Raw genomic sequence first — 17,980 nt, forward strand, 5'->3', positions numbered from 1 at the left:
CATCAGGCCACCTCCGAATCGGAGGACGAAGCCGCGCCGTAGATGTTGGCCATGGTGGTGATGTCCGCATCTGAGGCGTAGGCGGCCCGTACCCGGACCGGGGAGGGTGAGGTTTCCAGGCGGACGTAGGCCACCCCGGGCAAGGTCGGATCGATCAGGTGCGCCTGAGCCCCGCGTTCCCGAGCGCCTTCTCCGAGGACCATGTCCACCTGCGATGCCTCATCGAGCCGCAGGGCGATCTTGTCGGGGAACAGGTTGCGCAGGTTCATGACCTCTTTGCGCGGGTCCTGGAGTGCGGATAGGACGCAGAAGCCGACCGAGCGGCCCTGTGAGGTCAGGGTGGCGATGGCGTTCTCCGACCTTTTCCGCACGTCCCGGTCCGGGTGGTAGGCGGTCAGAAAGGCGACCTCGTCCAGGACCACGACCACGAACGGATCAGCCGTGGTCGGAGAGTGTGTACGTTGCTTGCCCGCGTAGCGCTGCGCGCGTTCCTGCATCTGTGCCACGGCGTGTTCGAGCAAGGCCACCGCGGATTCCCCGGTGTCCGCGTACCGGGCGAACAACTCGCGTCCGTAGGCGAGTTCCATGCGTTTGGGGTCGATCCCCACACCTGCGCCGTCCCCTCAGAGATGGCGGGAAGCAGGGCGCGAATGGCTGACCAGAGCACCGAGCCCTTGCCCGCACCGGTGACGCCGACGACTAGGACGTGAGTGCCGTGCAGACGGAGTTTCCAGGCAGTGCCGTCTTCACGCTTGCCGACCGGGAGCGCGGCCAGGTCCGGGCACTCGGGGATCGGAAGTGCGTCGAGGGGCTCAGCGAGGGTGTCGTGTCGGGGGAACTCCAAGGTGATGTCACGTGGCCCGTTCACGGTGACGCGGCAGGAGGGTGCGGCGAACCCGTGCACCAGCTCCACCACCAGCGACGTGTGGGAACTCGGCTCCGGAGAGTTGTGGGTGACAAACGTGGTGGGCTGCCTCGTCCTGTACGCGCCCAACCGGGTTCGCTCCCGTAGACGTCAAGCAAACTCGATCTCCAAAGGCGAGCCTGCCGAGTGGACATCAGCCCTCGTAGGCGGGCAAGGAGAGAGGCCGGCACATACGCAGTAGGCGCCGCCCCCAGCCATGGCTTCTGATCGTTGCTGTCACTTCCGTCTCGTTGACGACAAGCATTCTGCTCTGGGCCGAGGACTCGCTGCGAACGGGGGCCGGATCTGGCCGGCGTTCGTCTGTTCCCTGGTCACCTTGGTGGCGTTCGGGAGCGTCTACGTTGCCGAGTGGGTCGGTTACCGCCGCCAGCACGCCTCTTCTTCCCCGTCGGATGAGACGCCCAGCTCGTAACCGCCCGCCATCGCGGCGGCGTCCACGCCTCGGTCGGGTGATGAGCCCCGAGAGGCCGTGTGAGCGCCCGGGAGCTGGTGGTTCCGGCCGGATCACGCGAGGGGTATTTCCCCTTGCGCATGAATTGCACCGAATTACCCCCACCTCTACCCCAGGGCCGACAGGCCTTCCCCTCTTCTGTCCGCATGTGGCCAAAAAAGAGATCAAGGACAAAGAAGCGAGGTAGTACTTGCCTCAGAAGGACCACAGTGCATGTGCGCCTTCGGGAAAGCATCCCACCCAATTTCTGAACCCTTTTACCCAGCCCTGTCCGGGCGCCTTCGAAAACCGAAAACAAAGGCAGGGGGCCATCATGGGAAAGACCTCGAAACACGGTATCGCCGCTGCTGTCATCGTCGCCGGAATCACCGCAGGAGCAGCGGGGGCGGCCCTGGCCGGAACCCATATCGGAGGCGGGAACTGGTACCACGGCGTCTCGGCCTCCACCGTCTACTCGAACTACCACCACTCCCACAACTGCCACGGGTCCACCGCGGTGGGCACCTACACCGACCGGTCCAGGAACGCCGCCCCCGGCTACACCTCCTATGCCAGCGCGCCCAAGGCCTGGACCAACAACCAGACGTACTACCGCAGCGGCTGCTGAGGAGAGGACACAGTGAATTCCCTGAAGCGCGTTCTCGTGAACGCGGCCTGCATCGCCGCCATAACAACGGCCGCCGCCGGAATCGCCGTGGCCGGGCATTCCTATATCGGGGGCGGGGAGTGGCACTGGGGTATCACCGGGGTCCCCGGGGCGGGAGACACCTTCTCCCGGTACCACCACGGTTCCGCCTGCCACGGAGCCACCGCCGTCGGAACCCGCACCGTCCGTGTCCGGGCACAGGCCGGGGCGTGGGCCGAGGCCTTCGCCCCGCGCGCCAACGGCAACAACCAGTCCTACTGGCGCAACGACTGCTGAGGGAGAGGAACCTCCGTGGAAACCCTGAAACGCGTTTCCGTCACCCTGCTCGTCACCGCCGGGATCGCCGCGGCGACCGCCGGTATCGCCATCGCCGAACGCTCCACGGTCGGGGGCGGGGTGTGGGAGCGCAGCCTCACCGGTGTCCCCGGACAGGGCCTCGTCCGCTCGGACTACCACCACCCGCGGAACTGCCACGGCGCCACCGCCGTGGGCACCCACACCGAACGCGCCCACGCCCCGGCCGGGACCTGGGCCAGGGCCGAAGCCTCGCGGGCCCTGGCCAACAACCAGCAGTACTGGCGTGACGGCTGCTGATCCCGGCCCCGTCCCCCGGACCCGCCGTCGCCCCCGCCCACGGGTCCGCCCCACCCGCCCCGACAGGACCCCCAGGTGCCGAACAGGACACTCTCCTTCGCCTACACGGCGTGCGTCGCGTTCGCCGCGCTCATCGCGTTCCTCCTCTCCGCCACCGCCGAACAGACCCTCTACGTGCTCGACGACTCGGAACTGGTCTGGATCACCGAGAACGACGGCACCCACGACACGGACGAGGTCGCACGAACCGTCCAGGAGGTCGCCGACGACCACGGCACCGCCATCGGCTACGGCGTCCTCGACGTCAACGAACCCTCGTCACGGGCCCACCTGTACCTGGCCGTCTCCGACCCCGACTCCCGGCACTCCCGCTGGCTGAACGACGGCTACCGGACCTTCAGCCGCGGCTTCACCGTCCACACCCACCCCGTCACCGACTTCGGCGAGGTGGGGCCCAACGGCTACTACCTGGTCTTCGGAGCCCCGGAGGCCGCGTCGGCCCTGCGCCAGGCACTCGCCGACCACGGCCTCACCGAGGCCCCCGGCGCCCGGACGACCCGGCTGTGGCACTTCCTCTCCGGGGGGCACCTGCTCCACCTGGCGGCCGTCGCCCTGCTCAGTACCGTCGCCGCCACCGCGGCCGGGGTACTGCTCGCCGCACGCGACCACGCCGTCAGGCGGCTCCAGGGCCACTCCTACGCGAGCGTTCTGGCCGGGGAACTGGTCCGGGTCGCCCTGCTGTGGGCGGTCGTCCTGCCCGGCACGGCCGCGCTCACCCTGGGCCTCCTCAGCGTCTACAACGGATGGAGCCAGCTCGGTTTCTACACACCCCTCGCTCTCGTGTTCCTCGCCGCGCTCACCCTGCCCTGTCTGGCGGTACACGCCGCCGCGCTCGCCCTGGTGCACACCACCGGCATCCTGCCCGCGCTCAGGGGACGCCTTCCGCTGCACAGCACCACCGCCGCCGTCTACCTCGTGCGCGTCCCCGCGCTGGTCCTGGCCCTGGTCATCGTCGGTGGCGTGGCCGCCGCCGCACAGGAGAGCCGGGACAGAAGCGCCGCACTGGAGGTCTTCGCGCAGTACGGCGACACCTCACGCCCCGCGCTCAGCGCCAACTACGGCTGGGCGGACGCGGACGCGGTCGACGAGGAACTCGGGCCGTGGCTCCGTGCGGCCGACACCAGCGGCGACATGGTGCTGGCCCTCCCCCTCGCCCCCGCCGAGATCGTCCCCTCCGACCCGGCGGCCCCGCGCAGGGACCGGTTGACGGACCCCGTCCTCATCGTCAACGACACCTACCTGGCACGGGAGGAAGTCCTGTCCCCGGCCGGAGAACGGTACGGGCCGGGCGGGACCGTGCGCGTCCTCCTGCCCGAATCGTCGGCCGCGCACGCCCGGCCGGTGGCCGAGGGGGTGGCCGGGTGGCTGGAGGTGAACGGCGAACCCGGCCGTGCCCCCGACGTCGAGGTGCTGCCCGCCGCCGACGGCCAGACCGTGTTCACCTACGGCACCCAGGAGCGCCTCGGCCAGGCCCTGCCCCTGCTGCGGGAACCCGTCATCGTCGCCCTGCCGACCGGCGGAGCCCTGTCCGACAACAGCTACGTCAACCACATGTCGGGGCGGCACACCGTCTTCCCCGACCCCGGTGTGGTGGCGGCGCTGCGCGCCGAGAACCCGCAGGCGTCCCGCTACGTCTCCATGGTCGAGACCCTGACCACCGGCGCGTCGAAAGCACACGCCCTCGCCCTGGGCACGCTGCGCGGGGAACTGTTCAACCTGCTCGGGGCGGCTTCCGTGCTGCTGCTGACCGCGGTGGCCGCGTGTGTCGTCCACGTCCGCACCCGTGCGCAGACGATCTTCGCCCGGCACATCAGCGGGTGGAGCTTCCTCGCCACGCACCGACGGCTGCTGACCGTCGAAGCGGTGATCGCGGCGGTGTTCGTCGGATGGGCCGCCTGGGGCGCCGTCACCGCCTCCACCGGGTCGAACGACCCGGTCCGCCCGCTGTCGCCCGGCCCGGCGTCCGCCACCGGGGCCGAACCCCTCCACGCCGCGGGGATCGCGCTGGCCTCGCTCGCGCTGACCCTGGGCGTGCTCGTGCTCTTCCACCACCGCATCGTCCGCGAGGGCCCGTCCCGGGCCTGACCCCGACCCCTGCCCCCGACCGGGGAGCCGAGAAGGCGAGGAACCACGTGATCGTCCTGGAAGAACTCACCAAGTCCTTCGGCCCGCGCACCCTGTGGGAGGGCCTCACCCTGACCGTCGAACCCGGACGGATGCTCGCCCTGGTCGGCGCCAGCGGCTCCGGCAAGACCACCCTGCTCAACTGCATGGGCCTGCTGGACGAACCCAGCAGCGGCCGGATCCTGTTCGAGGGCACCGACCTCGTCCGTCTGGGGCCCGGCGGACGGCGCCGCTTCCGCCGGAAGCACCTCGGCTACCTGTTCCAGGACTACGCCCTCATCGAGAACGCCACCGTCAGGGCCAACCTCGACGTGGCCCGGCGGCGCAGGGCCGGGGCCGACCACGCCGGGGCACTGGCACGGGTCGGGCTGGCCGGTCGGGAGGGAGAGAGGGTGCACCGCCTGTCCGGCGGCGAACAGCAGCGCGTCGCCCTGGCGCGGCTGATGGTCAAACAGCCGTCCCTGGTTCTGGCCGACGAACCGACCGGCGCCCTGGACAGCGGTAACGCCGCCGTGGTCGTGGAGGTGCTGCGCCACATGAGCCGCCAGGGCTGTGCCGTGGTCATCGCCACCCACGACCGCACCGTCCGTGAGGCCTGTGACAGCACCCGGGTCCTGGGGGCCCGGGGCACCGCGCAGACCTCGACGAAGAGCGTGGCCTAGCCTCGGTCGGGTGACGGAAAACGTGACGGACAAGCTGCCGCCGACAGCCGGTGAGACGGCTGAACGGGTGAGACGGGCAGCGGCGAGCGCGGTCGAGACCACCCGTGAGGCGCTGGACGCCGTCAACCGGATCAGGCACCTGCGCGCCTTCGTCGAGGTCTGGTCGGCGTCGGCACTGGATCGCGCGGCGGAGGTGGACACAGAGGTCGCCGACGGCGTCCACCTGCCCCTGGCCGGGGTTCCGTTGGCGGTGAAGGCTTCGGAGGGGACAGGTTCCCATCAGGCTCGACGTCTGATCGCCGCCGGTGCGGTGCCCATCGGTTCCACGTCGGTTCCGGGGACCGGTACCCGGTGGAAGACCTGGGGGCGCACGGACGAAGGGCCCACGCTCAACCCCTGGCGCGCGGACAGGGTTCCGGGCGGTTCCTCGGCCGGCTCCGCCGTCGCTGTGGCCACCGGGGCGGTGCCGCTGGCGACCGCGAGCGACGGCGCCGGGTCCACCCGTATCCCCGCGGCGTGGTGCGGGGTCCTCGGCTACAAGCCGACCACGGGCCTGCTCCCGGCCCGTGACCGGTCCGGTCTGACGGTCGGCGGGCCGATCGCGCGCACGGTCTCGGACATCGAGCTGTACCGGAGTTCCGTACTCGGGGGCGCGCCCGTCGCGGCGCCCGCGCGTGTGCGTGTCGCGTGGTCCCCGACTCTGGGGTACAACCAGCCGGATCCGGAGGTGGTGTCGGTCGCGGAGCGGGCACTGCGGCGTTGGGCCCGGAGCCCCGGCGTGACGGTGTCGGAGGCCGGGGTCGCGCTCACCGATCCCGCGGAGTCCTGGCGCTCCCGGCGAGAACAGAACTCCCCCGGCGGCCGCTCCGCCGTTGAGCAGGACAGCGTGTCCGCGTTGGAGGAGCTCTTCTCCTCCGTGGATCTGCTCGCCACACCCACGACGCCGAACCCGGCCCACCCGCACTCCGGACCGGGAGAGGTGATGAGTGTGGGTTTCACCTGGCTGTTCAACCTCACCGGCCACCCGGCCCTGAGCCTCCCCGCCGGGTTCACCCGAAACGGTCTGCCCGTAGGTCTGCACCTGGTCGCGCGACATCACGAGGACGGCTTCCTCCTGGCTGCGGCCCGGGAGGCCGAACGGGCGTCCCCGCTCTGGCAGTTGCCGCCCAGGTGGTTGCTCTCGCAACAGTCCGGCTGCCCGGAGCCCCACGGGTATCCGACCCCACGGGGAACGGAGCATTCCCCTCGGGACGGGGATCCCGCACCGGAGCTGTAGCATCTGTGGCGGATTCTCCCCTCGTCCGCGTGCTCCCCGGTCCCGGAGAAAGCCGTGCGACGGGGTTGCCCCCAGACACGGAAACGGACGGCATGGACGCTGAAGAGACCCAGGTCATGACCAGGACCGGCCAGTTCACCACGACGCTGAGTTGGGAGACCTCCGTCAGAGGCCGGGTCGCCGCCGCGGTCGACCGGCTCTCCGGTCCCCTGGCCGAACTCGCGGAGCGCGACGCCAACGACGGTGACACCCGCATGCTGGTCGCCGACTTCTTCAGTGTCGGTCTGAACTTCAGCAAGTACCAGGACATGACCACGGAGTACCGCACCAGCGGGGACTCGATCGACTACGCGATCGTCCTGGACGGTGAGCTCTTCGCCCCCGTCGAGGTGCGCAGGATCGGCCAGGAGGACCTGGACCTGCGCAACATCCAGATGGCCCGGCGCCTGGCCGTGGAGGAGGGCGCCGAGTGGGTGTTCCTCACCAACGGCCGGATCTGGCGGGTCTACCACCTGCGCCCCGACGCCGACGGCGGTTCGCCCCAGCCGGTCACCGTCGTGGACGTGGACCTGCTGGACGAGGACGCCTACCAGAGCAACATCGACGGCCTGTTCCACCTCACCCGCGAAGCAGTCGAACACGGCCGGCTGGACGCGCTGCGCCGCTGGCGGGAGACGGCCGAGGCCGCCCCGGTGGCCCGGGCCCTGATCAGCGACGAGGTGGTCGAGGCGGTCCGCGGCCGACTGCGGGAGAGCGCCGAACACCCGGGCCACCTGGGAGAGGACGAGGAGATCCGCCGCGTCCTCACCGAGGAGGTCGTCGCCCGCGGCCTGCTCGACTAGGGCGTGCCCGTGGTTCGGGAGGCTGCCGCCCGGGCCGTGGAAGGCCCCGGGCGGAAGCCGGTGAACCCCCGGGCGGTCGGCGCGGAGCCGAGGGGCGGCGGCCCGGAGCGATGGGCCCGGGTGACGGGCCCCGTCACCCGGCGGGCGGGCCGGGCTCGAAGACGCTGTCCCCGTTGTCCGAGCTGACGTCGGTGTTGTTGCCGGGACCGGACTCCGGGGTGGTCGACGTCGCGGAGGCCACGTTGTCCGGGATCCGGGTGGCGTCGTCGTTGAGCCTGCCGCCCACCACCAGCGTGAGCGCGTCGGCCGTGCCGGGGTCGTGGTCGCCGATCGGGCAGGTGACGCTCAGGCCCGCTGTGTCACAACCGATGGCGGGTTCACGGACGTAGCCGAAGGTGTGGGTGAGTCCGTCGGGCAGCGTGTCGGTCACCTCGACGCCTCGGGCCGTGGACGGTCCCGTGTTGGTCAGGGTGAGTTCCCAGACGATCCACGCGCCCGGCCGGACCACTTCGGTGGCCAGGTCGTTACGCAGGTCCAGGTCGGTCTCCGGCTCCAGGCGCGGGTCCTCGGGTGCGGTGACGGGACCGTTGTCGGCCGGGTCGGGGTCGTGGGTGTCAGCCGTGACCCGGGCCCGGTTGCGGGGGACCTCCAGGACGTCGGGTTCGACGATCCCGGAAACCTCGACCCGGGTCTCCGCCCCCGGGGGCAGCGGGTCCGGAACGGTGCACGTGGCCGCCCCCTCCTCGATGGAGCAGGGGCGGTTGTCGATGACGGCCCTGAGGTGGTCCACCCCGCCGGGTAGTTCGTCGGTGACCACCACGCCCTCGGCGGCGTCGGGGCCGTGGTTGGTGACGGTGATGTTCCAGCGGATCGGACCGCCGGGCGTCACGTACTCCTGCCCGATGGACTTGCTGATCTCCAGGTCCGCTTCCCCGGTCGAGGGTGTGTACCCCACCAGTAGGGAGGTGGAGGCCGCGAAGACGAGCGCCCCCTTCCCGAAGGCCGCCAGCCGTCCCCTGTGCCGTGTCCGCCGTCGCCGCACCGAAACCCCGCTCTCGTCCCCGCCCGGACCGGCCCGGGCTGCCGTCACAGGGCATCCTCGGCACGCGGCGGCGGAACGACCCGGTGCGACCGGCGGCTTTCCCCTTTCTTGGGGACGACTGGACCTCCCCTTCACCCGGCGCGTCCACCGGTGACCTCCTCCCGGAGCACCCACCGGGTCTCTCCGCACGCCGGGCGCCCCTCCCTCCGCCCCGCTCCGGGGTCGGCACGCCAGGGGGCTACTCCAGCGGGACGTTCACGATCCGGTCGTCGCCCTCGGCCGGGGAACCCCAGGAGTCGTGGTTGCTGGTACTCAGCCACAGGGCCTCGCCGTCCGGGGTCGGGACGACGGTGCGCAGCCGGCCGAGCTCGTCCGCGAAGTGCGCTTCGGGTTCGCCCACGGTGCCGTCACCGGTCAGCGGGACCTCCCACAGCCGTGCGCCCCGCAGCGAGGCCACGTACAGGGTGTCGCCGACGATCGCCGCCCCGCTCGGCGAGGCCTCGTCCGGCTCCCAGGTGAGCAGCGGGTCCGTGTACTCGTCACCGCCGCCGGGGCCCTCCACCTCCGGCCAGCCGTAGTTGTTCCCGGCTTCGATCAGGTTGACCTCGTCCAGGGCGTCCTGGCCGAACTCGGTCGCGTACAGGTTCTCCTCGTCGTCCCAGGCCAGTCCCTGCACGTTGCGGTGGCCGTAGCTGTGGACGGGGTTGTCGAACGGGTTGCCCGGCGCGGGCTCGCCCGTGGCGGTGATCCGCAGGATCTTCCCGCCCAGGGAGTCGGTGTCCTGGGAGTTGCCGGGGTTCTGGGCGTCCCCGGTCGCCACGTACAGGTACCCGTCCGGGCCGAAGGCGATCCGGCCGCCGTTGTGGGTGTTCGCGGCGGGGATGCCGTCCAGGATCACCTCCGCCCCGCCGAGGGTGTTCGCGTCGGCGTCGTAGGCGATCCGGCTGACCCGGTTGTCGGAGTCGGTGGTGAAGTAGACGTAGACGTAGGGCTCCTCCGGGAAGTCCGGGTCCACGGCCAGCCCGAGGAGGCCGCCCTCGCCGCCGTGCTCGACCCCCTCGACGGTCCCCGCCCCGTCAGTGGTGCCGTCCGGGGCCACCCGGACGACGGCCGCGGAGTCGCGCTGGGCGACCAGGGCGGAGCCGTCGGGCAGGAAGCCGATCCCCCACGGGACTTCGAGGCCGGTGGCGACGTCCTCGGGCTGGCCGGGGTCGGAGGCGACCGCCTCCGTGGACCCCTCACCGGGTTCGGTGCCCTCCCCCGCACCGGCGCCGTCGGCCCCGGTGGTGGAACAGCCGCTCACGAGAAGGGCGGTGCCCAGGAGGGCGAGGGTTCGGGTGGTGCTGTTCTTCCGTGTGCGTGCCGGTGTCCGTTCCATGTCCGAACCCTGCCCGCGGGCGACCCGTGTGTACCCTCACCTGCCGTCCGCGGGCTCTCCGTGCTCACTGGTGCTGTTCTCGTAGCCCTGACTGATCTCCTCGAAGAGCCGCTCGGCGTCGGTGAGCAGGGCGCCGTGGGCCGGCCAGAAACTGTCGTCCCACTGTTCGCGCATCCGCAGGTGTTCGCTGTGCACCATCCGCAACGCGTCATCGACCTGCGCGCACAGCTCGTCAGAGGCGACGTGGCGTTCGGGCTCCTCGGAGTCGTGGATGGTCTGGAAGATGTCCGAGGCACGCCTGAGCAGCGGGGCGAACTCACGGAGGAAGGTGTCGTCCGGGCCGGGGAAGCGCGAGCTGGAACGGGTGGTGGAGCGCAGGGTCCGCACGATGGACTGCACGTGGCGGGACGCCCTGCTCAGTGCGGAGACCCAGTCCTGGTAGGTGTCCAGGTCCCTGGGCGAGGCCCGGTGCGCGGAGATGGCCCGCCGCGGGTTGAACCGGGTCCGGTCCTGCTGGCGGCGGACCGCCTCCTGGGCGTTGCGGACCGTTCCGTCGAACCCCTCGGCAGCCTGGCCCCAGTGGTCCAGGTCCAGGCCGTCACGGCCCTGGTTGAGCCCCTCCGCCATCTCCCCGGTGAGGGAGCGCAGCCCGTCCGCGAAGTCCAGGACGGCGTTCTCCGCGTCCCGGAACCGGATGGCCGGCGCGAACAGCGTGTTGGTGGCCAGGGCGCAGGCGGCGCCCACGCAGACCATCAGCAGGAGGTCGCCGAGGTCGGAGGGGCTCTCAGCCGTGCCGCCCGCGAGTGCGAAGGCCGCGACCACGGGCAACTGAGTGCCCTGGCTGCCGAAGAACCGGAACTGCCCGGCGACCAGTGCGACCAGGACGACCAGGGCGAACGACCACAGTTGCGCGCCGACGGTGAGCCCGGCCAGTCCGGCGATCAGTGCGCCCGCGAAGACCGCCGCGACGTAGCGGGACGACTGGAGCACCGACCCGTACACGCTCGGCCGGACCACGAGCAGCGCGGTGAAGGGCGCGAACCCGATCTGGGAGGTGGCGCCGAGGAGGTTCCCCACGAACCAGGCGACGGTCGCTGCCAGCGCGCACTTGAGGATGATGACGAGAGTCTCGCGCTCGAAACCGCGCCGTTGGCGGGCGCGCCTGACCCCGTTCCGCAGACGTTCGAACACCCCTGGCCTCCGTTCAGACGTGCGCGGGAGCCGTGGCCAGGTACACCGTGTTGGTGGCGGGCCGCTCCTGGTAGGGGTTGGGAAAGCTGACCACCTCGGCGCGTACGTCCGTGAAGACCTCGCGCAGTACGGACAGGTAGTCCTCGTCCGGCGGGTCGTTGGACCACAGGGCGAAGACCCCGCCGGGGTGCAGGTGGCCCAGGATGCGGCGGGTCCCCTCGGGTTCGTAGAAGGGCGCGTGCGAGGGGTTGAGCAGGTGGCGGGGCGAGTGGTCGATGTCCACGACCACGGCGTGGAAGCGGCGTGCCGGCTCGGCCGGGTCCAGGCCCTCCCCTGCGGCGAGCGCGAAGAAGTCACCCTGGGCCAGGCCGCAGCGGGGGTCCGCGGTGAGCCGTTCCCCTGCCGGGATGAGTTTCTCCTCGTGCCAGTCGACCACCTCGGGGAGGGCCTCGACCACCACGAGGGAGCGCACGTCGGGGTCGTCGAGCACGGTCAGTGCGGTGTGACCGAGTCCCAGGCCGCCGACCACCACGTCGTATCCGCCGTCCGGGACGGGGCCGCGGTGGAGTTCGGCCAGGGCGAGCCGGGCCACGTCGATCTCACCCTGGACGAACAGGCTGGACATGAGGAAGTCGTCGTCGAGTTTGATCTCGTGGACCTCGGCCTTGGCCATCGGGTCCCAGCGGACCCGGAGACTGATGACCCCCATGGGCGTGGGCCGCCAGTCGAGCTCCTGGAAACGCAGGTTCACGGTGCCCCCGGTTGGTTCGTGTACGCGGTCGCGTGCAGTCCCCGAGCCTAGAGCGTGGAGCGGCGCCGGGGGCGGAGTCACACGGGCCGCTCCCGGCGCGTCGCCCTACTTGCGAACCATGACGAGGACCCCGCAGGACCAGCCGAGCAGCGGGAGCCGTTCCCAGCCGGAGCGGGACTCCAGGCCCTCGACGAGGGCCTCCACGGCCAGGCAGTGGTCCTCCGGGGCGGAGGTGCCCGGGGGTTGGCGGGCGAGGTCGTCCACCACGTAGAAGCCGCCCCGGTCCACCAGGGACAGGGCCTCGTCGAGGTGGGTGAACTTGCCCGGGCCGGTGTCGGCGAAGACCAGGTCGTAGCCGGGACCGTCGTCGGTGGCGCGGGCACCGAGCCATTCGCCGGCGTCGGCCTCGAAGATCGTCACCCGGGGGTCGGCCGTGTGGTGCCGACGGGCCACGCCCAGGCACTCGGGGTCGTTGTCGAGGGTGTCCAGCCTGGCGTCCGAGTCCATCCCGGCCAGCAGCCAGGCGGTGCCCGCCCCGGTGCCGGTGCCGAGTTCGAGGAGGCGGCCGCCGGGTTTGGCTGCGGCGAGGGCGCGCAGGAGGTGGCCGACGCCCTCCTCGCAGGACATCCGGAAACCGATGCCCTCGGTGTCGTTCTCGATGGCGTCCAGGGCGGTGGGGCGCGAAGCGGACCGGGTGGCGACCACAGGGGCTCCTCGGCTCGGCGGGCTCGTAACCGAAGGTTATGCCGGAGGTGCCGACCGATCCAGGAGCCGTCCCGGAGGTGGATCGGACGGGGCGGCCCGGACAGGGGGCACGCAGGTCTCGCGACGGACCGCGCCCTCGGCGACGACACGGCCCGAGCACCGTAGGCGGACCGCCTCGCCCCTGGCGTGTGCCTCGCGCAGCCCCCCGGGAGACGGGCCCGACCGAACCAGCGGGCGAACAGGTGAGCGGCCGATTCGGGGAGGAGGTGCAGCACGAGCTCGAACAAGGCGGTGGTTCTCCGGGGAGGGTCGCGGGTGGAGGGCCCGGCACCGTGGTGCGCCGGGCCCTCCGAACGTCACCGACGGGCGGGGGCTCCGGCCCGCGGCGCCCGGGCCAGAACCAGGACCGCGAGGACCGCAAGCAGCACGAACCCGCCCAGTGCCAGGGCGACCCCGTGCAGGGCTCCGGTGAACGCGGGCCCACTGAGCCGACCGCCGGTGAGGACTGCCAGGGAGGCTCCCACGGCGGCGATGGAGACGGTTTCGAGGCTGAGCCGGGTCGCGTTGAACACCCCGGACGCCGTCCCCACCCGCTCGGGCGGGACGGCACTCAACCCCAGCCCGTCGATCATCCCTCCGGTGAGGCCCACACCCGAACCGACCAGCAGGAACGGGAGCATGACCGTCCAAGGGGTCGCGTCCGGTCCCAGGGTGGTGAACCCGAGGACCCCTGCCCCCGACAGCAGGAGCGCTCCGACGACCACCGCCGTGTGCGGCAGCCGGTTGGCCAGCTCGGCACCGACCGAGGGCAGCAGCAGGGTGGGGGCGGTGAGGAACAGCAGCCACAGGCCCGCAGTACCCGAACCGAGTCCGACCACGTTGATCAGGTAGGACGGCAGATAGACCAGGAGGGGTACCAGCACCGACATGAAGGTCGCCGCGGCCAGGGCATAGGCCAGGAACCGGCGGTTGGCCAGCAGGGCGATGTCGACCAGTGGTTCTTTACGCCGTCGCTCCACCGAGACGAACAGGACGAGCAGGACGGAGGAGAGGGCGAGTAGACCGAGGAGCACGGGGGCGCCCCGACCCGGGCCCTCCACCAGGCCACCGATCAGGCTGAGCAGCGCCGCGGTGAACAGAACGCCGCCGGGCCAGTCGACCGGCTGCCCGCTGCCGCGCATCACCGGCACCATCGCGACCAGCAGCAGGACCAGCCCTGCCACCACCGCGGGACCGGCGAAGGCGAACCGCCAACCCAGGGTCTGGACCAGTATCCCGGCCACTGCGGGACCGAATGCGGTACCGGCGCCCAGGACCGTGCCGAGCAGCCCGAAGGCCCGCGCCCGTGCGGGCCCCTCGAAGGCCAGGGCGAGGATCGACCCCCCTCCGGCCACAGCGGCGGCGGCACCGACGCCGCCCAGGGCGCGCAACGCGACCAGGACCCCGATGTGCTGCGCGAACAGGCACAGCAGGCCGCTGACGCAGAAGAGGCCCACCCCGAAGGCGTAGACCCGGCGCCGCCCGACCGCGTCCGCGATCGACCCGGCGCTCACCAGGAAGGCGGCGAAACAGGCGTTGTAGGCGTTGACCACCCACTGCGCCGACGTGAGACCGGTACCCAGGTCGTCCTGGATGTCGGGCAGAGCGACCGAGGCCCCGGTCAGGGACAGCGGGAGGGTGAGGGTGGACAGCAGGACGGTGACGAGCACGATCGTGCCGCCACCCGAAGTTGTTTTCACGGGAACATCCGGTGTGTTTCGAAGGACACCGGGCAGCCCGGAGGACCGCACCGGCAGGGAAGCTGATGCGGCGGTCGGGACGTGGAGTGGGTCAGGCCGCCGCTAGAGGGCGGCCATCTCTTTCGCGAGCGGCATGGGAGGCAGGTTAGCCCGGGTCCGGGCGGGTCGGCCACGGGTTTTCCGTTGTGGTTGCCCGGCCGGATGGGTAAGCGAATCGTGGTGCGGTGGGAGCACCCGGGTCATCGTCCGCAGGAGGGCATCCGGCCCAGCGCCGGGACCGGGAGGATCTGCACCCGAACCGGTGGTTCGGGCGACTGGTTGTCGCCCGAGCCCCGCCCGGCCGCACCGTCACCGCTTGTCCAGGGCCTCCCTGAGCCGGTCGGCGAAGTCAGGCACACCTGCCCTGCTCAGGGTTTCCACGAGGTTCTCGGGGGTCTTCGGCGGTCGACGCTTCTCGGCAGCCAAGCGCACGACGGTCTCCGTGATCTCGTCCGGCGCTCCTTCGAACAGCTCACAGAGGTAGGTGTCCGGATCTGTGACTCTCAGCCCGAGTTCGGCCAGGGCCCCTCTGGGGGGAGTCGGGCAGGTTCCAGGTGAGGACGGTGTGCGCCCCTCCTGCCAGTGCCGCCGCCATGTGATGCCGGTCATTCAGTACGGGAGATCGGCGGAATCGGCTGCAGCAGCGATCCTCCGTCTGCCCTCCCTACGCCGCTCCCGCTTGGCTTGGAAGGCCAGGACGTCCTCCAGTCGGACCAGCCGGTGGCGGCTGTCCGGCAGGCGCTCGGAAGGGATCTCCCCGTCGTCCAGCAGGCGAACCACGAACGGTCGGGACAGACCCAGCATCTCCGCGGTCTCAGCCAGGGTCAGGGTGGTCTCAGAAGCCAGCACCCGGATCGTGTGACCGGCCGAGAGCTCCCCGGCCGAAGCCAGCAAGGCCTTCACCAGCGCCTCGGACAGGGGGAGTTCGCTGCCGTCAGCCAGCTTCAGCGTCAGCCCGGGCCTGTCACCGGCCTCGCGAACCACCTTCCCGGCCACCAATCGGTCCTCAGCGTCGGGCTCGATCCTGGGGGCGCCACTCAGCACACTCGCTCGGGCCATCACGACCACCTCCATCGCATCATCTGAAATAAGTGTGACCAATACTCCGGTGGGCCGCACCGGGTCCCGAGTTCCGGTGCGGCCTCCTGAGTGGTCCGATACTTCGCCGGGCCGATGGTGCTGGTGGTTCAGCCCAGCAGCCCGCTGAGGTTGTGGGCCAGGGCTCCGAGTGCGGCCGAGAGGGTGTAGCCGGTCAGGATCCATCCGGTGCGGCGGCGGGGTTTGCGGTGGCTGGCCGGGCGCCGGGGCCGTCGCGGCAGCGGCGGCCGGGAGGGGCGGGGAGGTGTTGACGGCTCCCGCCCCGGGGCGGGACCGTCGTCGGGCGCGGGCCGTGGGCGCGGCACCGGGGGCACGACCGGTGCCGGTCCGGGGCGCGATGCCTTCCGGCGCTGGGCGACGTGCATCCAGTCGGGGAGGTCGCCGTGCCGGAGCCGGTGCTCGACCCGGGGGTTACCGCGCATCTGCGCCAGCAGGAGCTCTTCGCGGGAGGGCTGCCGGTCGGGCCGCCGGGTGGCCTGCGGGGCTGCCAGGCGCTCACCCGGGCGGCCGAAGCGGCGACCGTGCGGGCTGTCCAGGACCCTTCGCACCCCCGGGGTCATCGTGGTCGCGGTCATCGCGCACCTCCGCAGACGCACGCCCGTCGACGGCGGGCGGCAGGGGCGGGGTAGGTGAACTCCGCCCACAGGACCGCGCCCAGCACGTCACCGGTGTCGGGATCGGCCCAGCGCTGGGTGCCCCACTCGGTGGCCAACTGGTGGATAAGGAGCAGGCCCCGCCCGGACTCGGACTCCTCCCACTCCTGGACCGAGCGCTGCGCGGGGACCATCGGGCGGCTGTCCATCGGCCCGTCGTCCAGCACCGACAGGCGCAGGGTGGTCTGGTGTCCCATCACGACCGGGGTGGAGAGCAGGCGCATCACCGTGCCGCCGCGCCGGTGGGAACGCGAGTGCAGGACGGCGTTGGCGAACGCCTCGCTCGCGCAGAGTTCGACGTCGTCGCGGATCTGGGAGGACGCACCGGCGAGGGACGCGAGGTCCAGGCGCAGGTCGGAGCGGAAGACAGGGCTTGCGGCGAGAGCCCCGGGGTACTGCCGGGCCTCCCACCTCCGGCCCGGGTAGGCAGGGGTCGGGGTTTGAGGAAGAATGGACACGTCGGCAACTCCTGTTGTGGAAGACGGACGGTTGTCGATGCGGCCCTGGCGGGTGGTGCAAGCACCCACCAGGGCCTTTTCGCGCCCGGCTTCGGGCACGTTGCCCACGGGGGGGCAGCCGGTCCACGCGTGCTGATTCACGCGAACCCCCTGCACTAGCGGAGGTAGCCAGCCATAGTTAGAGTATGACCCTGCGTGATTGCTTTGGCAAGGCTAATTGGCAACTCTAATTTGATGGGATCTGATTGATGCCGACCACCACCCCTACCGTCGCCCAGTGGCAACTCGGCCGTGAGCTCCAACAACTGCGCGCACAGCACAGGCTGACCATCACCCAGGTCGCGAAGATCCTTGAGGTGACCACCTCAACGGTGAGCCGCTGGGAAGCCGCCGAACGAGTACCCCGCGAGAAGGAACTGCGGCAACTGACCCGGTACTACGAACTCCCCGAACAGGAAGCAGAGGCCCTACTCCAGCTCAGGCGCCAGGCAGGCAAACGTGGCTGGTGGCAGTCCTACGACCTGGAGCAGCGCTACGGCACGTTCATCGGGTTGGAGGCCAGCGCCTCCGAGATCGAGGCATACACCAGCACCGTCGTCACGGGCCTGTTCCAAACAGAGAGCTACGCCCGCGCGATCATCAGAGGCGTCAACAGTTCGGTTTCACCAGAAAACCTTGAGCGCCAGATCGAAGTCCGACGTACACGGGTCAGCCAGAACCTCGCGGAAGACGGCCCCAAGATGTGGGTGATCCTCGGGGAGAGCGCCGTCCGCCAGCAGGTGGGAGGCGCGGAGGTGATGCGTGAGCAGATCACACACCTATTGGAACTCTCTGCCCACTCGAACATCACGCTCCAGGTCATACCCCATGAGGCAGGCGCGAACATCGGCATGGTCGTGCCGACCTTCATGATCCTCAAGCTGCCCCAAAACGGGCTATCAACCGTATATGTGGAGGGTTACCGGAGTAACCTCTTCCTGGAGAGCGCCGAGGACCTCAGCAGCCACGAAGCGATCTTCAACCAACTCCGGCTCGCCGGTGTCGGCGGCAACATGCTGCGGAACCTGCTGTCCGGGATCCGTAAGGAACTCTAGAGAGACGAGCGATGACGCCAAAGCACCAGCCCAGCACCCCGAGCGCGGCGAACTGGAGGAAGGCGAGCTACAGCGCTGACCAGACCGCCTGCGTCGAGGTGGCGGGAGGGCCGGTCACCGGGGTCCGCGACACCAAACACCGTGAGCTCGGGGCGCTCTTCTTCTCCAGCAGCGAGTGGGAAGCCTTCCTCCGCACCGCCAAGCACTGACACACGACCGGCCCCGGAATCCCCTCCCCCCACAGGGACCCCC

At 70.9% G+C, this 17,980-nt stretch carries 19 protein-coding genes and 1 pseudogene; 9 read left to right on the top strand and 11 right to left on the bottom strand.

Annotated elements, in window-relative coordinates:
* Positions 1 to 2 precede the first annotated feature (2 nt).
* Positions 3 to 916, bottom strand: a pseudogene (locus AC0VYD_RS25005) (type IV secretory system conjugative DNA transfer family protein); the annotation flags it as partial.
* Between the two features lie 773 nt (positions 917 to 1,689).
* On the opposite strand from AC0VYD_RS25005, the gene AC0VYD_RS25010 reads away from it, so the two are divergent.
* From AC0VYD_RS25010 to AC0VYD_RS25040, 7 genes are all read left to right on the top strand, one after another.
* Entirely contained in the window at positions 1,690 to 1,983 is a 294-nt protein-coding gene (locus AC0VYD_RS25010; protein ID WP_475477758.1) for a lactococcin 972 family bacteriocin, read from the top strand.
* 12 nt (positions 1,984 to 1,995) lie between these two features.
* Positions 1,996 to 2,298, top strand: a complete 303-nt coding sequence (locus AC0VYD_RS25015) for a lactococcin 972 family bacteriocin (RefSeq protein ID WP_475477759.1) — start codon at positions 1,996 to 1,998, stop codon at positions 2,296 to 2,298.
* 15 nt (positions 2,299 to 2,313) lie between these two features.
* Positions 2,314 to 2,616 carry a lactococcin 972 family bacteriocin gene (locus tag AC0VYD_RS25020; RefSeq protein ID WP_475477760.1) on the top strand — a complete coding sequence of 101 codons (303 nt, stop codon included), beginning with the start codon at positions 2,314 to 2,316 and terminating at the stop codon, positions 2,614 to 2,616.
* 75 nt (positions 2,617 to 2,691) lie between these two features.
* The gene (locus AC0VYD_RS25025; RefSeq protein WP_475477761.1) at positions 2,692 to 4,761 is read left to right on the top strand and encodes a bacteriocin-associated integral membrane family protein; all 2,070 of its coding nucleotides are present in this window, start codon (positions 2,692 to 2,694) and stop codon (positions 4,759 to 4,761) included.
* 47 nt (positions 4,762 to 4,808) lie between these two features.
* Positions 4,809 to 5,462 carry an ATP-binding cassette domain-containing protein gene (locus tag AC0VYD_RS25030; RefSeq protein WP_475477763.1) on the top strand — a complete coding sequence of 218 codons (654 nt, stop codon included), beginning with the start codon at positions 4,809 to 4,811 and terminating at the stop codon, positions 5,460 to 5,462.
* A 22-nt stretch (positions 5,463 to 5,484) separates the two neighbouring features.
* Positions 5,485 to 6,738: an amidase gene (locus tag AC0VYD_RS25035; protein WP_475477764.1), complete on the top strand. Its 1,254-nt coding sequence runs from the start codon at positions 5,485 to 5,487 to the stop codon at positions 6,736 to 6,738.
* Positions 6,739 to 6,830: 92 nt separating this feature from the next.
* Entirely contained in the window at positions 6,831 to 7,580 is a 750-nt protein-coding gene (locus AC0VYD_RS25040) for a hypothetical protein (protein WP_475477765.1), read from the top strand.
* Positions 7,581 to 7,713: 133 nt separating this feature from the next.
* Here the strand turns inward: AC0VYD_RS25040 and AC0VYD_RS25045 are convergent, their stop codons facing one another.
* The 10 genes from AC0VYD_RS25045 to AC0VYD_RS25090 form a co-directional block, all read right to left on the bottom strand.
* Positions 7,714 to 8,670, bottom strand: a complete 957-nt coding sequence (locus AC0VYD_RS25045; protein WP_475477766.1) for a DUF11 domain-containing protein — start codon at positions 8,668 to 8,670, stop codon at positions 7,714 to 7,716.
* Positions 8,671 to 8,860: 190 nt separating this feature from the next.
* Complete coding sequence (locus AC0VYD_RS25050) at positions 8,861 to 10,000, bottom strand: PQQ-dependent sugar dehydrogenase (RefSeq protein ID WP_475477767.1); 1,140 nt, start codon at positions 9,998 to 10,000, stop codon at positions 8,861 to 8,863.
* 36 nt (positions 10,001 to 10,036) lie between these two features.
* Complete coding sequence (locus AC0VYD_RS25055) at positions 10,037 to 11,191, bottom strand: FUSC family protein (RefSeq protein WP_475477768.1); 1,155 nt, start codon at positions 11,189 to 11,191, stop codon at positions 10,037 to 10,039.
* A gap of 13 nt (positions 11,192 to 11,204) precedes the next feature.
* Positions 11,205 to 11,942, bottom strand: a complete 738-nt coding sequence (locus AC0VYD_RS25060; protein ID WP_475477769.1) for a polyamine aminopropyltransferase — start codon at positions 11,940 to 11,942, stop codon at positions 11,205 to 11,207.
* Between the two features lie 105 nt (positions 11,943 to 12,047).
* Positions 12,048 to 12,647, bottom strand: coding sequence for an O-methyltransferase (locus AC0VYD_RS25065; protein WP_475477770.1), 600 nt, complete (start codon positions 12,645 to 12,647; stop codon positions 12,048 to 12,050).
* Between the two features lie 356 nt (positions 12,648 to 13,003).
* Entirely contained in the window at positions 13,004 to 14,386 is a 1,383-nt protein-coding gene (locus AC0VYD_RS25070; RefSeq protein WP_475477771.1) for an MFS transporter, read from the bottom strand.
* A 348-nt stretch (positions 14,387 to 14,734) separates the two neighbouring features.
* Complete coding sequence (locus AC0VYD_RS25075; protein ID WP_475477772.1) at positions 14,735 to 15,034, bottom strand: VapC50 family PIN domain-containing toxin; 300 nt, start codon at positions 15,032 to 15,034, stop codon at positions 14,735 to 14,737.
* Positions 15,035 to 15,484, bottom strand: coding sequence for a helix-turn-helix domain-containing protein (locus AC0VYD_RS25080; protein ID WP_475477773.1), 450 nt, complete (start codon positions 15,482 to 15,484; stop codon positions 15,035 to 15,037).
* Positions 15,485 to 15,612: 128 nt separating this feature from the next.
* Positions 15,613 to 16,098, bottom strand: coding sequence for a hypothetical protein (locus AC0VYD_RS25085; protein ID WP_475477774.1), 486 nt, complete (start codon positions 16,096 to 16,098; stop codon positions 15,613 to 15,615).
* Positions 16,095 to 16,634 (bottom strand): ATP-binding protein, encoded by a 540-nt coding sequence (locus AC0VYD_RS25090; RefSeq protein WP_475477775.1) that lies wholly within the window; start codon positions 16,632 to 16,634, stop codon positions 16,095 to 16,097. The genes AC0VYD_RS25085 and AC0VYD_RS25090 overlap by 4 nt, the downstream gene beginning before the upstream one ends.
* Positions 16,635 to 16,882: 248 nt before the next feature.
* Between AC0VYD_RS25090 and AC0VYD_RS25095 the strand changes: the two genes are divergently transcribed.
* Together AC0VYD_RS25095 and AC0VYD_RS25100 are read left to right on the top strand one after the other, a co-directional pair.
* On the top strand, positions 16,883 to 17,728 hold the full coding sequence (locus tag AC0VYD_RS25095) for a helix-turn-helix domain-containing protein (RefSeq protein ID WP_475477776.1): 846 nt from the start codon (positions 16,883 to 16,885) through the stop codon (positions 17,726 to 17,728).
* Between the two features lie 11 nt (positions 17,729 to 17,739).
* A complete protein-coding gene (locus AC0VYD_RS25100; RefSeq protein ID WP_475477777.1) occupies positions 17,740 to 17,937 on the top strand; it encodes a DUF397 domain-containing protein in 198 nt (65 codons plus the stop codon).
* Positions 17,938 to 17,980 lie beyond the last annotated feature (43 nt).

This window comes from Nocardiopsis sp. iso_40 (assembly GCF_056173285.1).